15 protein-coding genes are annotated in these 13,780 nt (G+C 68.2%); 9 read left to right on the top strand and 6 right to left on the bottom strand.

What is annotated here, in order from left to right; all coding sequences use genetic code 11:
- Positions 1-64: 64 nt before the first annotated feature.
- The 4 genes from BLU38_RS14635 (at position 65) to BLU38_RS14620 (ending at position 3,804) form a co-directional block, all read left to right on the top strand.
- Complete coding sequence (locus BLU38_RS14635) at positions 65-1,165, top strand: DNA glycosylase AlkZ-like family protein (protein WP_091525912.1); 1,101 nt, start codon at positions 65-67, stop codon at positions 1,163-1,165.
- A 26-nt stretch (positions 1,166-1,191) separates the two neighbouring features.
- Positions 1,192-1,977: an AraC family transcriptional regulator gene (locus tag BLU38_RS14630; protein WP_091525910.1), complete on the top strand. Its 786-nt coding sequence runs from the start codon at positions 1,192-1,194 to the stop codon at positions 1,975-1,977.
- 110 nt (positions 1,978-2,087) lie between these two features.
- On the top strand, positions 2,088-2,666 hold the full coding sequence (locus tag BLU38_RS14625; RefSeq protein WP_157683470.1) for a peptidase inhibitor family I36 protein: 579 nt from the start codon (positions 2,088-2,090) through the stop codon (positions 2,664-2,666).
- Between the two features lie 277 nt (positions 2,667-2,943).
- Complete coding sequence (locus tag BLU38_RS14620) at positions 2,944-3,804, top strand: LLM class flavin-dependent oxidoreductase (RefSeq protein ID WP_091525907.1); 861 nt, start codon at positions 2,944-2,946, stop codon at positions 3,802-3,804.
- A gap of 56 nt (positions 3,805-3,860) precedes the next feature.
- Here BLU38_RS14620 and BLU38_RS14615 read toward each other — a convergent pair whose 3' ends face one another.
- The gene (locus tag BLU38_RS14615) at positions 3,861-5,057 is read right to left on the bottom strand and encodes an MFS transporter (protein ID WP_091525906.1); all 1,197 of its coding nucleotides are present in this window, start codon (positions 5,055-5,057) and stop codon (positions 3,861-3,863) included.
- Positions 5,058-5,137: 80 nt separating this feature from the next.
- Between BLU38_RS14615 and BLU38_RS14610 the strand changes: the two genes are divergently transcribed.
- Positions 5,138-5,590 carry a winged helix-turn-helix transcriptional regulator gene (locus tag BLU38_RS14610; protein ID WP_091525904.1) on the top strand — a complete coding sequence of 151 codons (453 nt, stop codon included), beginning with the start codon at positions 5,138-5,140 and terminating at the stop codon, positions 5,588-5,590.
- Positions 5,591-5,606: 16 nt separating this feature from the next.
- On the opposite strand, the gene BLU38_RS14605 is transcribed toward BLU38_RS14610, so the two are convergent.
- The gene (locus BLU38_RS14605; RefSeq protein WP_231920351.1) at positions 5,607-6,632 is read right to left on the bottom strand and encodes an RNA polymerase subunit sigma-70; all 1,026 of its coding nucleotides are present in this window, start codon (positions 6,630-6,632) and stop codon (positions 5,607-5,609) included.
- A 91-nt stretch (positions 6,633-6,723) separates the two neighbouring features.
- Between BLU38_RS14605 and BLU38_RS14600 the strand changes: the two genes are divergently transcribed.
- Complete coding sequence (locus tag BLU38_RS14600; protein WP_091525900.1) at positions 6,724-7,104, top strand: nuclear transport factor 2 family protein; 381 nt, start codon at positions 6,724-6,726, stop codon at positions 7,102-7,104.
- Here BLU38_RS14600 and BLU38_RS14595 read toward each other — a convergent pair.
- The 3 genes from BLU38_RS14595 to BLU38_RS14585 form a co-directional block, all read right to left on the bottom strand.
- Complete coding sequence (locus BLU38_RS14595; RefSeq protein ID WP_091525898.1) at positions 7,093-7,941, bottom strand: SDR family oxidoreductase; 849 nt, start codon at positions 7,939-7,941, stop codon at positions 7,093-7,095. The genes BLU38_RS14600 and BLU38_RS14595 overlap by 12 nt on opposite strands.
- Complete coding sequence (locus BLU38_RS14590; RefSeq protein ID WP_172836149.1) at positions 7,938-8,783, bottom strand: ABC transporter ATP-binding protein; 846 nt, start codon at positions 8,781-8,783, stop codon at positions 7,938-7,940. Before BLU38_RS14590 ends, BLU38_RS14595 begins: the two co-directional genes overlap by 4 nt.
- A gap of 97 nt (positions 8,784-8,880) precedes the next feature.
- On the bottom strand, positions 8,881-9,750 hold the full coding sequence (locus BLU38_RS14585) for an endo alpha-1,4 polygalactosaminidase (protein WP_157683469.1): 870 nt from the start codon (positions 9,748-9,750) through the stop codon (positions 8,881-8,883).
- 94 nt (positions 9,751-9,844) lie between these two features.
- Between BLU38_RS14585 and BLU38_RS14580 the strand changes: the two genes are divergently transcribed.
- Positions 9,845-10,537, top strand: coding sequence for a DUF402 domain-containing protein (locus BLU38_RS14580; RefSeq protein WP_157683468.1), 693 nt, complete (start codon positions 9,845-9,847; stop codon positions 10,535-10,537).
- Between the two features lie 26 nt (positions 10,538-10,563).
- Here the strand turns inward: BLU38_RS14580 and BLU38_RS14575 are convergent, their stop codons facing one another.
- Entirely contained in the window at positions 10,564-11,913 is a 1,350-nt protein-coding gene (locus BLU38_RS14575; protein WP_157683467.1) for an FAD-binding oxidoreductase, read from the bottom strand.
- Between the two features lie 83 nt (positions 11,914-11,996).
- Between BLU38_RS14575 and BLU38_RS14570 the strand changes: the two genes are divergently transcribed.
- The gene (locus BLU38_RS14570) at positions 11,997-12,989 is read left to right on the top strand and encodes a helix-turn-helix transcriptional regulator (protein ID WP_197680122.1); all 993 of its coding nucleotides are present in this window, start codon (positions 11,997-11,999) and stop codon (positions 12,987-12,989) included.
- Between the two features lie 65 nt (positions 12,990-13,054).
- Positions 13,055-13,711: a hypothetical protein gene (locus BLU38_RS14565; RefSeq protein WP_157683466.1), complete on the top strand. Its 657-nt coding sequence runs from the start codon at positions 13,055-13,057 to the stop codon at positions 13,709-13,711.
- Positions 13,712-13,780 lie beyond the last annotated feature (69 nt).

Raw genomic sequence — 13,780 nt, 5'->3', positions numbered from 1 at the left:
TGCTGACCGGACGACCGGGCCTCGTCGATGTCGCGGCTCGCTTGATCGATTCGAAGGAGCGCTGATGGCAGTCCACCGGTTGTCGCGGGAACAGGCACGACGGATCGCGATCCGGGCACAGCTGCTGGATGCCGATCGACCGACCGACCTGATCGAGATGATCAAGCAGCTGACCTTCCTGCAGCTGGATCCGACCGCTGCGATCGCTCCCAATGCCGATCTTGTCGCGTGGTCGCGGCTGGGAGCCGGTTATCGCCCCGCAGATCTGACCAGCGCCCTGCAGGACCGGCGGTTGGTGGAGATCGAGGCTCGGATCCGAGCCATGGACGACATCGGCGTCCACCTTGCCGAGTCCGCGGAGTGGGCCCAGTCGGGCCGCTATCGCCGATGGGTCGAGGACAACACGACATTTCGTCGCGACATCCTTCGCCGGCTGAAGTCCTCCGGCCCGTTGGTGTCCCGGGACATCCCGGACACCAGTACGGTCGCCTGGGGTTCGACCGGCTGGACGAACAACCGCAACGTCACCCAGATGCTCCAGTGGTTGACCGCCACCGGGGAGATCGCGATCGCCGGCCGGCGAGGCAAGCAGCGACTGTTCGACCTGGCCGAGCGGGTCTATCCGAGCGACCTGACGCTGCCGCCGGGTGCGGTGGCGTACAAGATCAACAACGATCGGCGTCTGCGATCCCTCGGGATCGCTCGGGCCACCGGGACGGCGTTGCCGTTCGAGCCGGTCACCGTCGGCGACTCCGGCGAACCGGCGGTCGTCGACGGCATCAATGGCGACTGGCGGGTTGACCCCGAACAGCTCACGGCGCTCCGCGACACCGAGTTCGGCGGCCGGACCGCGCTGCTGTCCCCGTTCGACCGGTTGATCTACGACCGGGTCCGCGCCCAGCAGTTGTGGGACTTCGAATTCACTCTGGAGATGTACAAGCCCAAGAGCAAGCGGCGGTGGGGCTACTACGCGTTGCCGATCGTGCATGGTGATCAACTCGTCGGCAAGCTCGACGCGACCGCCGATCGCAAGGCCGGAGCGTTCCGGATCCATGCGATCCACCCCGACGTCCGCTTCACTCGAGCGATCGACCGCGCGGTGCAGGCCGAGATCGCCGACCTGGCCGGCTGGCTGGACCTGTCCGACCTCATCGACGAACGATGATCGTCCGCTGACGGCATACTGACGACATGGCCTCGATCAGCTGTGCCGGATCGGACGTCGGCACGGTCTTCGGCGCTCCGCATCCAGGTTTGGATGCGATCGTCGCGCGGCAGTATGCGGGCTGGACGATGCGACCGGACCGGACCGATCGCTTCGTGGTGCCGGCGCACACCTCGGTGCAGCTGGTCATAAAGATCGAAGACTCGGCGGTACGGCCGTCCGAGTTCGTCTGCGGAGCGGCGGACCGGTACGCAGACTTCGACGGCGGCTGCGCGCCGCGCTACCTACAGGTGGAGCTGACACCGCTGGGTGCCTACCGGATCCTGGGACTTCCGATGCGGGAGATCGGCGGCCGGTTGATCGATCTGGCCGACCTCCTCGGCGCGCAGAGCGGGCGTCTCGGCGACGCCGTCCGGGACGCGCCGAACTGGGACTCACGATTCGAGGCGGTGGACCGTTTCCTGCTCGGTCTGGCGAATGCCGGTCCGGTCGTTTCCGAGCACATCGACTTCGCGTGGCGGGAACTCTCCCGCAGCGGCGGTGCGGCGGGGATCGGCGCGATCTGTCGTGAGATCGGTTGGAGCCACAAACACCTGATCGAGCGATTCCGTGAGCAGATCGGACTCACCCCGAAGCGGGCGGCTCGGGTGATCCGCTTTGAGGGGTTGCTGCGCCGGCTCGACGGCGTCCCGCCGGACAGCTGGTCGCTGGTAGCGGCGGACTGTGGCTATTCCGACCAAGCCCACCTGATCCGTGATTTCGCCGCGTTCGCGGGTTCAACACCGTCGGCAGCAGCGAGCCTGACGGCGTAGGTAAATTTCGTTCAATTCCGGCCGAGAAGTGAACCCTACGGTCAACCTGCCGAAACGCCACGCCTCCCCGGAGGTACGCGTCCGAAACGATGTTTCACGGAAGGAAGATCATGAAATTCAGGTTCTCCGCGATCACTGTCCTCGCAGCTGCAGTGCTCGCTCTCGTCGGGATGGGCAGCACGGCCAGCGCCGTGCCACGCGACCACGCCGACCCGACCTCGTACGCGGCACAAGCCCGATCGCTCGGGCTGACGACCGGCCAGGCCGACCAGCTCCAAGCCCGTGTCGACCGGGAGGCCCGGCAGACCGGCGGACGGCAGGTCGCCGTCAACGAAGTCCAGTACGACGGCGGCGCAACGGTGCTCACGCTGCCCGGTCAGAAGTACGCTCGCTCGCTGGGCTCGGTCACTCCGGCGAGTGGGACGCTGCACCGCTGTCCTCCCGGCTACTTCTGCATCTACACCGCGGTGAACTATCAGGGCAACATGCACATGCTGTACCACTGCAACACCTACTATCTGACGCCGTACGTCTGGGCGTCCTACCTGAACAACCAGACCGCAGGCGTCAAGGCCCGGTATTACGCCGGGCACACCTTCTACGGGTTCAGCAGGGCGGCCGTTTCCTCCGAACCCGCGGCGCCCGAGGGAGACACCGTCACCTCGATCATGCCGTGTTACCGCCGATAGCGGTTCGGCCTTCCCAACCTTGACCAAGGGTGCTGGCCGCCTGTCGTCAGCCGCCCATCACCCGGTCGCCGCGCACTCGTCAGGTTGCCGCACACGCCGCACGGTGCGCGGGCACACCGCGAGTGCGCGGTACCGGCGGTCAGGGCTGCCCTGAGGCGGGCGGCGCCCCGCGAAGGGTTCATGGCACGCCGTTGACCATGATCACCGGCGGCACCCGGGCATCGGTGCCGGCACCGCGGATCAGTTGGCGCGAGCCGGGCACGACCTACCATGAGGAATGCGCTTCTCGATCAACATCCCCAACTTCGGCGACTTCGCTGACGCACGCGCCGTGGCGGCGGTGGCCCGAGCGGCCGAAGAGGCCGGTTGGGACGGTCTCTTCCTCTGGGATCACGTCGTGCACACCAAGGACCTGCGCCGCGGTCAACCGTTCGGCGATCCGTGGATGCTGCTGACCGCCGCCGCGCTGGCCACCAGCAAGATCAAACTCGGTCCACTGCTGACCCCTGTCGCTCGGCGCCGACCGGAACAACTCGCCCGTCAGGTCGCAACTCTGGACGCGATCAGCACGGGCCGGGTGATCTTCGGCGCCGGCCTCGGCGCTCCGATCGAGGACGAGTTCGGTAGCTTCGGAGACAGCACCGACGCCCGGGTGCTGGCCGGCCGGCTCGACGAGGGACTCGAGCTGCTCGCGAGGTATTGGACCGGTGATCGAGTTGATCATGACGGTGAGCACTACACGGTTCGCGACGTCGAGCTACTGCCGGCGACGGTGCAGCACCCGCACCCGCCGGTCTGGATCGGCGGCTACTGGCCCAACAAGGCGCCGATGCGGCGAGCAGCACGATGGGACGGCGTCGTCCCCCTCTTCACCAGTGCCCGGCACGGTGTGCCGCCGGCGCCGACCGAAGTCGCGGCGATGATCAACTACGTCTCCGACCACCGTTCGGATCCGGCGGCGCCGTTCGATGTCGTCATCGGCGGCAGCACCGGACCGGACTCCGCCGCCGAGATCATCGGCCCGATCGCCGACGCCGGTGCCACCTGGTGGGACGAGCGGATGGTCCAGGCCGAGGAGGGCTTCGACCGGCTGCAGCCGGTGCTGCGTCGGGTCGAACAAGGGCCGCCGCGGATCTGAGATCTGCGCCGCATGCACCGATCGGCCAGCACCGACAACGCCCATGTTCCATCGGGTCACGCGGAGGTGCGGGCAGGATCGGCCTGGCCGTCGCGCTGCCGCGTCGTCCGACGATCGACCATCCAGACCGCGATCGCCAGCGTGGCGAACACGGCGCCGAGCGCACTGGAACCGTCCCACCCGACGACGGCGTACAGCGCCGTTGTCGCTGCTGCGCCGATCGCCGAACCGGCGGAATAGAAGAGCATGTAACTGCCGATGGCGCTGCTGGTTCGCTCGGGATGCACGGTGGTGATCAGGTGTTGGTTGCTCACGTGCACTACCTGGACGGCGAAGTCGAGGACCACGATTCCCGCGACCAGGAGCCACAGCGACCAGGTCGCCTGCGCGATCCCAGCCCAGGAGAGCAACAGCAACAGCAGCGCGACGCCGGTGACGCGGTCACCCCAGCCGCGGTCGGCCCATCGCCCGGCCCGCCCGGCGCCGAGAGCACCGGCCAGACCGGCGATGCCGAACAGCCCGATCTGGGCGGCGCTGAGCCCCCACGGGGCGGCGCCGAGCGGTAGCGCAAGACCGCTCCAGAGCGTTCCGAACGATGCAAACAGGAACAGTGCGATCAGGCCGCGGGAGAGCAACCGTCGCTCCCCGATCAGTCGGCGAGCGGACCCGATCACCGCGCCGTACGGCATCCGCCGGCCCCGCTGATCAGCCGGCAGCACGATCATCGCCACCACTACCGCTGTCAGCAACGCCGCGGCGAGCGCGAAGTAGACGCTCCGCCATCCCCACCAGGTCGCCAGCAGGCCGGCGATCAGCCGGGCGCCGAGGATGCCGATCACGACGCCTGACGTGACGAAGCCCAGATTGCGGCCGCGTTCCTGCCGATCCGACACCGCGGCCGTGTAGGCAACTGTCGTCTGCACCACGACCGCGAACAGGCCCGCGCAACCGACACCGATCAGCAGCATCGCTGGGCGAGTCGCGCATGCGGCAATGATCACACTCCCTGCGGTCAGTGTCAGATGGGCGCCGATGAGCTTGCGCCGATCGACGAGGTCGCCCAGCGGAACCAGGAACAGCAGGCCCAGCAGGTAGCCGATCTGACCCACCGTGACGACCCACCCCAAGGCGCCGCCGGGCAGGTCCAAGTCGGCGCCGATCGGAGCGAGCATCGGCTGCGCCGCATACACGGTCGCGACGGAGATCGCACAGATCGCTGCCAGCAGCAGGCGGCTACCCAGCGAGAGAGTCATCAGAATCCATTCAGTAGCAAAATGCAACTATTTGACCGTACGGCATAATGGTTTTGATTTGCAACCGATGGGAGCGACGGATGACCGAGCAGCCGACGGCCGACTCCGGATGGACCGATCCGACCTGCCCGGTCGCACGGACCCTCGATCTGGTCGGCGACCGCTGGAGCCTGTTGATCGTGCGCGACGCGATGGACGGGGCCCGGACCTTCGGCGAGTACCAGCAGGCGACCGGGATTGCCCGCAACATCCTCACCGACCGGCTTCGGCGACTCGAGGAGCGCGGCATCGTGTCCCGGACGATCCCGGAGACGGGCAAGCGACCGGTCTATCAGCTGACCGACGCCGGCGAGGATCTGTTCACCGTTGTGGTGGCACTGCGCCAGTGGGGCGAGCGGAACGCCTTCGCTGCCGGCGAGCAGCACTCGCTACTGGTCGACGACCGCGGCAACGAGCTGGCCCCGCTGCGGCCGACGACCACCACCCGACGTCGAGTGGACGCGCGGACGACATCCGTTCGCGGAAGGGCTTGACGACACGCCTAGCCAGCTAGTGTCCTGTGATCGGCAGCCCGGCCGGGAGGCCGAACTGTTCGTGCATCCGTGGGTCCAGGAAATGCGTGATGCCGGCGACGCGGCCGCACGCGAGGTCGGGAACGATGACACCGGTTGCGCGCTGCAGCGTCGATGGCGTCGCCGGCAGTTCGGCGAAGGTCTCCCCGGACAGATAGCTGGCAAAGGCCGGGTGACCGTTGGCGATCACCGGCAGCAGCCGGAAGTGTCGACCGGCACGGTGCCGGGCACTGGCACGCAGGAACCCGACCACCGCGTCACGACCGCGGTAGCGATGCGGTGCCGGCGGCATCGACAGCCAGCTCTGCTCGGTGAGCAACTCGACCAGCGTGCCGATGTCGTCCCGGGCGAAGGCGGTGGCGAACCGTTCGGCAAGTAGCTGATCATCGGCGCCGGCCCGAGCGTTCCGCTCCGCGGTCAGCGGCATCCTCGCCCTCGCCCGTTGCAACAGCCCCTTGACCGTCGTCGAGGTCTCCTCGAGCATCGCAGCGATCTCGGCCGGGCTGAATCCGAGGACATCGGCCAACAGCAGGGCAGCGGTCTGCCGGGGTGGTAGGTGCTGCAGTGCGGCGACGAGGGCGACCGTGATCGTTTCAGCGGACTCGACCGATGCCGCCGGCTCGGCAGCGCCGCCCGGATAGGGCTGCAGCCAGCGGACGCTGTCCATCGCGCTCGGCTCGGGCGGGTCGAAGGGTGGCTGTGGGGCCGGCGGTGGCCGCCGGCCCTGGTCACGGATCGCGTTCAGGCATCGTCGGGTGGCGATCGTGTAAAGCCAGGTCCGCACCGACGCGCGCTCGGCGTATCCGGCGATCCCGTGCCAGGCAGCGATCATGGTCTCCTGCAGCGCATCGTCGGCATCGTCCACCGATCCGAGCATCCGGTAGCAGTGCACGTGCAGCTCCCGACGGTACGGCTCGGTCAGCTCGGCGAACGCCGACGCCTCACCACCTCGAGCGCGTTGCAGCAACCGGGACACCATCCCATCGTGGCAGACCGAAGACATCGCCGAGGACCGTTCCGATCGTTGCCGACGTGGTGTCTACCTCTGTACAACCGCTGAGTTTCCTGCTGAATCACCAGGGAAGGAACATTCGATGACCCCGTCGACAACCACCGCACTGGATGTATCGCTGGCCTACTTCCGCTCCTGGACCGGCGGTGACTTCGACGCCGCGCTGGCCTTCATCGCTCCCGACATCGTCTGCCACACACCGTCCGGTGTGCTGACCGGCGCGGAGGCCTTCGCCGGCTTCATGGGGCCGTTCGCCGGCATGCTGACCAGCGCTGACCTCCTGGCCGCCTACGGAGACGATCGAACCACCATGATCATGTACGACACCGTGACGCCGGCGGTCGCCGCAGCACCCGGCGCGGAGCTGCACACCGTCGCCGATGAGCGCATCACCGAGATCAAGATCATCTTCGACCGGCTGCCGTTCGCCAAGGCGCGAGCGTCAGTTACGTCAGCCGATTGAGTCGAGCAGCTCCGCCAATCCGATCGGTGCCCGACCGGTCAGCCGTTCGACATCATCGGTGACCTCGGCCAGTTCACCGGCGGCGATCGCCGTGTAGGTGGAGACCCAGGCGTCGTACTGCCATTCCGGTGCCGGCCACCGGCGACGTGACGCGTACGCCTCGTCGATCGTCTCGTGGTGGAAGCTGACCGTGCGGCCGCTGTGTCGAGTGATCAACTCGGCGGCCTCGCCGAGCGTGATCGCCTCCGGGCCGGTCAGATCGTAGGTCGCGCCGCGGTGGGCGTCGGGTTCGGCCAGGACCGCGGCGGCGACCCGACCGATGTCGTCGCGGGACACGGCCGAGACCCGACCGTCGCCCGCCGGCCCGCGGATCACCCCGTCCGCACCGACCAGGTCGGGTATGAAGTCGAGATAGAAGTTGTCCCGCAGGAACGTGAAGTCGATCCCGGTGTCACGGATGTGCTGCTCAGTGGCGAAGTGATCACGGCCGAGAGTGAACGTGCAGTCCGGTGCGGCACCGAGGAACGAGGTGTACACCAGCTGCCGGACGCCCGCTTCAACGGCGGCATCGACGAACGCGCGATGTTGATCAAGCCGGTCCGCAGCTTCCGCGGCGGACACCATGAAGAGGGTCTGCACTCCTACCAGGGCAGCGGTCGCAGCCGCCCGATCGGCATAGGAGAACGGTACGGCGATCGCACCGGGCAGCTCGGGTGCTCGGCCCGGGGTCCGGGCCAGCAGCCGTTGACCGATGCCGCTCGCAGCCAGATTGCGGGCGACTCTGCCGCCCAGGGCTCCGGTCGAGCCGGTGACGGCCAAGGTCGGCACCTGGATCATCGGTCCTCCTCCGCCACCAGCGTATCGGCGAATGCGGTCCGTCGGGCGCGCGCCGACCACCGGCCGTCGTCACGCGTGACGGTGATGTCATGGTCGAAGGCCGCACTGACATGGGCGGTGGTGATCACCTCGTCCACCGGACCGGAGGCGACCACCGCACCGGCCGACACCAGGATCGCGTGAGTCGTGGTCATCGGTAGCTCTTCCAGATGATGGGTGACCAGCACCCAGGCCATCGTCGGTGTCAGCACATCGAGCGTGTCGATGGTTTCCAGCAGCTGCTCGCGGGCGGCAACGTCCAGGCCGGTCGACGGCTCGTCCAGCAGCAACAGCCGCGGACTGTTGATCAAGGACCGAGCGATCAGGGTCCGACCTCGCTCACCCTGGGACAGGGTCGGCCACACCTCATCGGCCATGGTGCCCAGCCCGAGCGTGAACAGCAGCTTGTCGACGGTCTCCAGCTGTTCGATCGACGGCTCCCAACGCAACGGCCGTTCGATGCTGCCGGTGAAGCCGGTGAGCACGACGTCGCGGATCGTCAGCGGGCTGCGCAGCGGGTGCCGCGGGTTGACGTGGCCGATCTGCCGGCGCAGCGCCTGCAGCTCGACCCGTCCGAGCCGGTGGCCGAGGACGTCGACGGTCCCGGTCGTCGGGTGGGTGACCGCACCACAGAAGCCGAGGATGGTGCTCTTGCCCGCGCCGTTCGGGCCGAGCAGTGCCCAGTGCTCACCGGCCCGAGCGGTGAACGAGATGCCGTGCAGGATCTCCTTGTCCGCTCGCCGGAACGTGACCCGATCAAGATCGAGAACGGTGTCGGTACGTTCGGTCGGTTCGGCGGGCACAGCGGCTCCTTCGGTGATCACGTGATGCTGTAGCGGGTGCTGACGATCACAACACGGCCCGTCGAGCGTGCTGCACGCGGGGGCCGCAACGCCGCAGTCAGCAGGAACGGTAGCGATAGTCCGGATCGGTGGCGGGAACCACGTCGCGGTCCCGGAGGATGATCGAGATCGTGTCGCCGCGTTGCCGACAGGCGGCCTCGAAGACCGCCGTTGCCTTCGGGAGATCGGTGTACTCGATCTCGATCACGTTGGCGCCGTAGGTGTCGGTGAAATCGCCGCATTCCTTGTAGTACTGGCATTCCTCGGCGATGGCGAAGTCGAAACCGATCTGCTCCCGACCGCGGGAGCCGAGATCACCGGTGTTCTTCTGCGCGATCGCCAGGCCCTGCCGGTGGGCACGCCTGACGAGCAGGGTGGCGAGGGCTTCGTTGTCGTCGGCGGTCAGCAGATCGTCGAATCGGGTGTAGCTGTCCAGGTTGTCCGGCTCGACCGCCCGGAACCCCCTGGTTGCACAGTCGTCGATCCATCGCCCGACGATGGTGGTGATCCGGCGGCGTTTGTCGCTCGTCGTGGTGTCCAGGATGAACTCCCCCGGCCAGTCCGGATCGGTGACCGGTTTGCCTGCTCGGTGCAGCAGCAGGTCGGGGTGCTCGCGCTTCCAGAACGACGCCTGTTCCGGCTGGGTCTGGAATGCGTTGACGTAGCAGATGGTGTAGCGGCCGGCGACCGGCTGCTCGGAACGGTCCCGGCCGACGATCCGGACCTCTGACCGGGGAGCGTACGGTCCACTGATCTGGTAGTCGAAGGTGCCGTTCGGCGGCGGTCCGGTCACCGCGGCTTCCGCCGGATCAGCGTCCGATGTCGTGACCGCTGTCGGTGGAGTCGTGGCGACCGGTAGCGCTGCCGGCTGGCAACCGAGGAGCAGGGCGAACAGCAGGCAGGGGAGGAAGCGCACGGTTCGAGGCATCGCCCCCATCCTGCCCGAGGTACGGGTGGTCCGCTGTGCGATACACCGTTCGCTGCGGTCCGAGGAGCCGGTCGAGTTGTGGGATCGTGACGCGATGGAACTGCCCGTTGTCGCTGTCGGCAGCACGGTGATCGCCGAGGACCGGTGGCATGATCAATTGTGGGCCGCGGTCCCACAACGTGTTGTCAGCAGTTCCAGCGACGAGTTGATCAGCTACGTCCCCACCGGAGCGGTGGCGACCCGCGCCAGCTCTCGTGGGCTGCCGGGAACGGCAGAGCTGAGCCGCGACGAACGCAAGCTGCTGGCGTTGCGAAGTCGACAGGCCCGTGTCGTCGAGACCCGGGAGGGTCCGGACAAGCTTTTCTTCTACCGGGCGGATCGGTGGTCCCGGATCAACCTCGGCTGGGACCACACGACCGGAGCCTTCCTCGGCTGGTACGTCAATTTCGAGTATCCGGCACGGCCGACCGCAACCGGCGTGCACACCATGGACCTGGTCCTCGACATCTGGGTGAACCCTGATCGCACCTGGGAGTGGAAGGACCGCAGCGACTACCTGGAGGTCCTGCGCGACGGGACTCTCGATCCCGGCATCGACGGCGAATTGCGGACCGAGACCGCGCGCGTGCTGCAGGAGATCTCCGACCGCAGCGGACCGTTCGCCGAGCAGTGGCTGACCTTCCGACCGGACGAGCACTGGGCGTGCCCGACGCTTCCGCCGTCGTTCGCGTGGGGCGGTGCCGGCTGGTCGCTGCCGGCAGGGCCACGTCTCGATCCTTCGACGTGACACCGCCCGACTGCGAACGAGGCTGATCACAACGGCTGGTTCGGCACCAGGATTCCGTCGGGATCGATGGTCTCCCGGAGCCGGCGCAGCCGTGGCATGTCCGCGGGATCGTAGGCTTCGGCAACCTGATCCGGGGTCAGCGGCTGGAAGGTGAAGTTCAGGTTCCTGCCGATGATGTTCTGCTGCCACGGCTCCAGGATCGACCGATGCGAGGCGCCGACCCTTCCGTCGTCCCCGACCTGATCGGGATCCTGCGGCGACAGCACGTTCAACGACCAGCCGGCATCGCGATGGCCGATCGCGTTCGGCTGGTCCGGCTGCGCTGCCATCCCACCGCCGAGTCGCCGGAGGCCGACGATGCACATCGCGTCGGCGTCCGGACCGCAGCGTTCGGGCAGGCTGCCGAAGACTCGGGTCGGCGGTTCGTCCAGCAGCCATCCGGACCCGCGGTAGGCGTGCGGTGCGTCCGGTTCGGCGAAGATCGAACCGGACTCGGCGTACGGCAGTTCGCGGATCGTGTCGGTGAGCGGTGTCCCGAGCGCGCGGAGCTCGGCGAGCGCTGCGTCGACGCCGGCGTCGGACGGACCCGGCCAGCAGACCTGGAGTTGGGCGACGTGGCGACCGCGCACGTGCGGCGGCAGTCCGGGCGCATCCGGCATCGGGATCAGGGTGGCGGCCAGCAGGACGTCCTCGGGCTGCTGTTCCGCCCACTGTTTCCAGGCCTGCAGGATCTGCGGCTCGGCGCCGAGGTCGAAGGCGACCGCGCCACCCACGACGGTGGGCTCGGTGAACAGGTCGAACTCGATCGCGGTGACCACACCGAAGTTGGTTCCGGCACCGCGCAGGCCCCAGAAGAGTTCTCGGTCAACGTCGGGTTCGTCGGGGTCGCCGGTCACGCGGTGCTGGTGCCCGTCCGGGGTGATCAGTTCGATCGCGCAGACGTGATCGGCGGCGTACCCGTAGCGGCGGGAGAGCAGCCCCAGGCCGCCGCCCAGCGTGTAGCCGACCACGCCGACGCCGGGGAAGCTGCCGGACAGTGGGGCCAGTCCGTGCCGAGCGGTCGCGGCCAGCACGTCGGCCCAGATCGCACCGGCCCCGACCCGGGCGCTCCGTTGCCGTGCATCGATCGTGACGTCGGTCAGCCGATCGGTCGAGATCAGCACGACGTCGTCGGCTCCCTCGCTGCGGCCGTGCCCGGTCGCCTGGACGACCACCCGCCGTCCGTGCTGCCGGGCGACCGTGACGGCGGCGGCGGTCTCGTCGGCCGACCTCGGCCGGACGACCTGTCGTGGCCGGTGCGGCGAACGCAGTTGAAATCCGGCGGCCAGCTCCCGATCGGCGCGGTGCTGGGTTTCGGTCTTGTTGGTGTGGTTCATGTCGTTGAACCTAGAATCCTTTGTGGACGTAATGAGTCCTCGTTTTGGCCCGAGCGTGAAGCGATCGACAGGCGGTGATCCGGATGCCCGCATCGGCCGGCGGACGCGCCGGCATCGCCAGGACGCCACGCAGCGCGATGCCGACCCGGCTGCTGACGCTGCTCACGCTGCTGCAGACCAGGCCGCGCTGGTCGGCGACGGACCTGTGCTCCCGGCTGGAGATCACCGGCAGGACGCTGCGCCGTGACATCGAGCGGCTGCGCGGCCTGGACTATCCGATCGAGAGTGTCACCGGCCGCGCGGGCGGCTATCGGTTGACCGCCGGCCGAAACCTTCCCCCGCTGGTGCTGGACAACGAGGAAGCCGTCGCGATCTCGGTGGCGCTCGGCGGCCTCGGAGCACAGCTGCCGGCGCTCTCCGACGGGGTCGAACGCGTGCAGCTGAAGCTTGATCAACTGCTGCCCGCCGGCCTCCGCGACCGGGTCAGCGCGCTGCGGGACAGCGTCGCAGCACCGGCGATTGCGCCCCGTCCGGAAGTCGATCCGGAGTTGCTGATCATGATCGGGCGTTGCTGTCGTGATCACCAGGTGCTGGCCTTCGACTACGCCGGCCGCTCTCGGGCCGGCGCTCAGCGGCGACGTACCGAGCCGCACCAGTTGATCATGCTGCGGGGCTACTGGTATCTGGTCGCCCATGATCAGGATCGGCGCGACTGGCGCACCTTCCGACTGGACCGGATCAGTCTCGCTCGTGCCGCCCACGATCACTTCGCGGCTCGGCAACTGGACGTTGCCAACTTCATCCGCGAGCGGTTCTCGCAGGCCGAGTACGCCCACACCGCCCAGCTTCGGGTCGGGGCCTCGGCCGACAGGGTCCGGTCCAGGATCTGGGGCACTCTCCCGGGCGCGGTGACCGCGACCGATGATGATCACTGCGAGGTCCGGTTGAGCGCCGACTCCGTCGATCTCGTCGTCCAGTACGCCGCCGTCGTGCTGGCCCTCGACGTCCCGGTCGAGCTGATCGCCTCCGGCCCGGTCGCCGATCGCCTCCGCGGCCTATCCGCGAAGGTGCTGTGAGCAGTGACGGCGGGCCGCACCGTTGAGGAGGGGTAACGCACCCCGATGCGCCGTAGTCTGCTGCCGTGAGCATTTCCTGGCAGGCTGCGATGCTGCAGCAGCTGCGCGCGGCGCTGGCCGCGGCCGGCACCGTCGAACCGTACGGCTCTGCAGTCGACGATGATCTTCTCGACTCCTGGAGTGATCTGGATGCCGCCGTCGAGCTGACCGAACCGGTCGCGTTCGATCACCTCGGACTCGGCGCCGCCTGGGCCTGGCAGGACAGCCGCACCTCGGACCACCAGACGCTGCGGACGGTGCTACCCGATGGCCGCCGTCTCGACCTGTCCGTGCGTGGCGATGCGATCGCGATGCCGCAGCCCGGTCCGGACAATCCGGTCCGCTTCGAAGCCGCCTTGGCCGCTGCCCGCATCGGTCGCGGTGACCGGCTGATCGGGCTGCACCTGACGATGGGCATCCTGCGCGAATGCCTGGTGATCGCGATGCTGCTCCGTGACCGGGCCGAGGGAACCGACCGGCATCGATTCGGCAGCGATCTTGATCATCGCGCCGATGACGTCGCCCGGATCGCCGCGCTGCCCACCGATCCGCGGCAGCGACCGACGATCGTCGAGCAGGCCTGCCGGCTGTACGGCGACTGGCGCGCTGAACTGCACCCCGGCTACCGGCCCGACTGGTCCGGACTGACCGCGGTGATCGACCGTGGCACGGCGATCCGATAGCGGGATCGGGCAGCGAGGATCCGGCAAAACCGTTCGACGAGTCCCCGACCGGCTGGGGATACTCGCGCC

This window comes from Microlunatus soli, from assembly GCF_900105385.1.
Taxonomy (GTDB): Bacteria; Actinomycetota; Actinomycetes; order Propionibacteriales; family Propionibacteriaceae; genus Microlunatus; species Microlunatus soli.
The sequence above is the reverse complement of the archived record's forward strand: the minus strand, read 5'-3'. Positions and strand labels throughout refer to the sequence as shown.

Bases quoted from the DNA above. Each gene is read 5' to 3' on its own strand.
- BLU38_RS14635 (WP_091525912.1), top strand. From the start codon at position 65: ATGGCAGTCCACCGGTTGTCGCGGGAACAGGCACGACGGATCGCGATC.
- BLU38_RS14630 (WP_091525910.1), top strand. From the start codon at position 1,192: ATGGCCTCGATCAGCTGTGCCGGATCGGACGTCGGCACGGTCTTCGGC.
- BLU38_RS14625 (WP_157683470.1), top strand. From the start codon at position 2,088: ATGAAATTCAGGTTCTCCGCGATCACTGTCCTCGCAGCTGCAGTGCTC.
- BLU38_RS14620 (WP_091525907.1), top strand. From the start codon at position 2,944: ATGCGCTTCTCGATCAACATCCCCAACTTCGGCGACTTCGCTGACGCA.
- BLU38_RS14615 (WP_091525906.1), bottom strand. From the start codon at position 5,057: ATGACTCTCTCGCTGGGTAGCCGCCTGCTGCTGGCAGCGATCTGTGCG.
- BLU38_RS14610 (WP_091525904.1), top strand. From the start codon at position 5,138: ATGACCGAGCAGCCGACGGCCGACTCCGGATGGACCGATCCGACCTGC.
- BLU38_RS14605 (WP_231920351.1), bottom strand. From the start codon at position 6,632: ATGTCTTCGGTCTGCCACGATGGGATGGTGTCCCGGTTGCTGCAACGC.
- BLU38_RS14600 (WP_091525900.1), top strand. From the start codon at position 6,724: ATGACCCCGTCGACAACCACCGCACTGGATGTATCGCTGGCCTACTTC.
- BLU38_RS14595 (WP_091525898.1), bottom strand. From the start codon at position 7,941: ATGATCCAGGTGCCGACCTTGGCCGTCACCGGCTCGACCGGAGCCCTG.
- BLU38_RS14585 (WP_157683469.1), bottom strand. From the start codon at position 9,750: ATGCCTCGAACCGTGCGCTTCCTCCCCTGCCTGCTGTTCGCCCTGCTC.
- BLU38_RS14580 (WP_157683468.1), top strand. From the start codon at position 9,845: ATGGAACTGCCCGTTGTCGCTGTCGGCAGCACGGTGATCGCCGAGGAC.
- BLU38_RS14575 (WP_157683467.1), bottom strand. From the start codon at position 11,913: ATGAACCACACCAACAAGACCGAAACCCAGCACCGCGCCGATCGGGAG.
- BLU38_RS14570 (WP_197680122.1), top strand. From the start codon at position 11,997: ATGCCCGCATCGGCCGGCGGACGCGCCGGCATCGCCAGGACGCCACGC.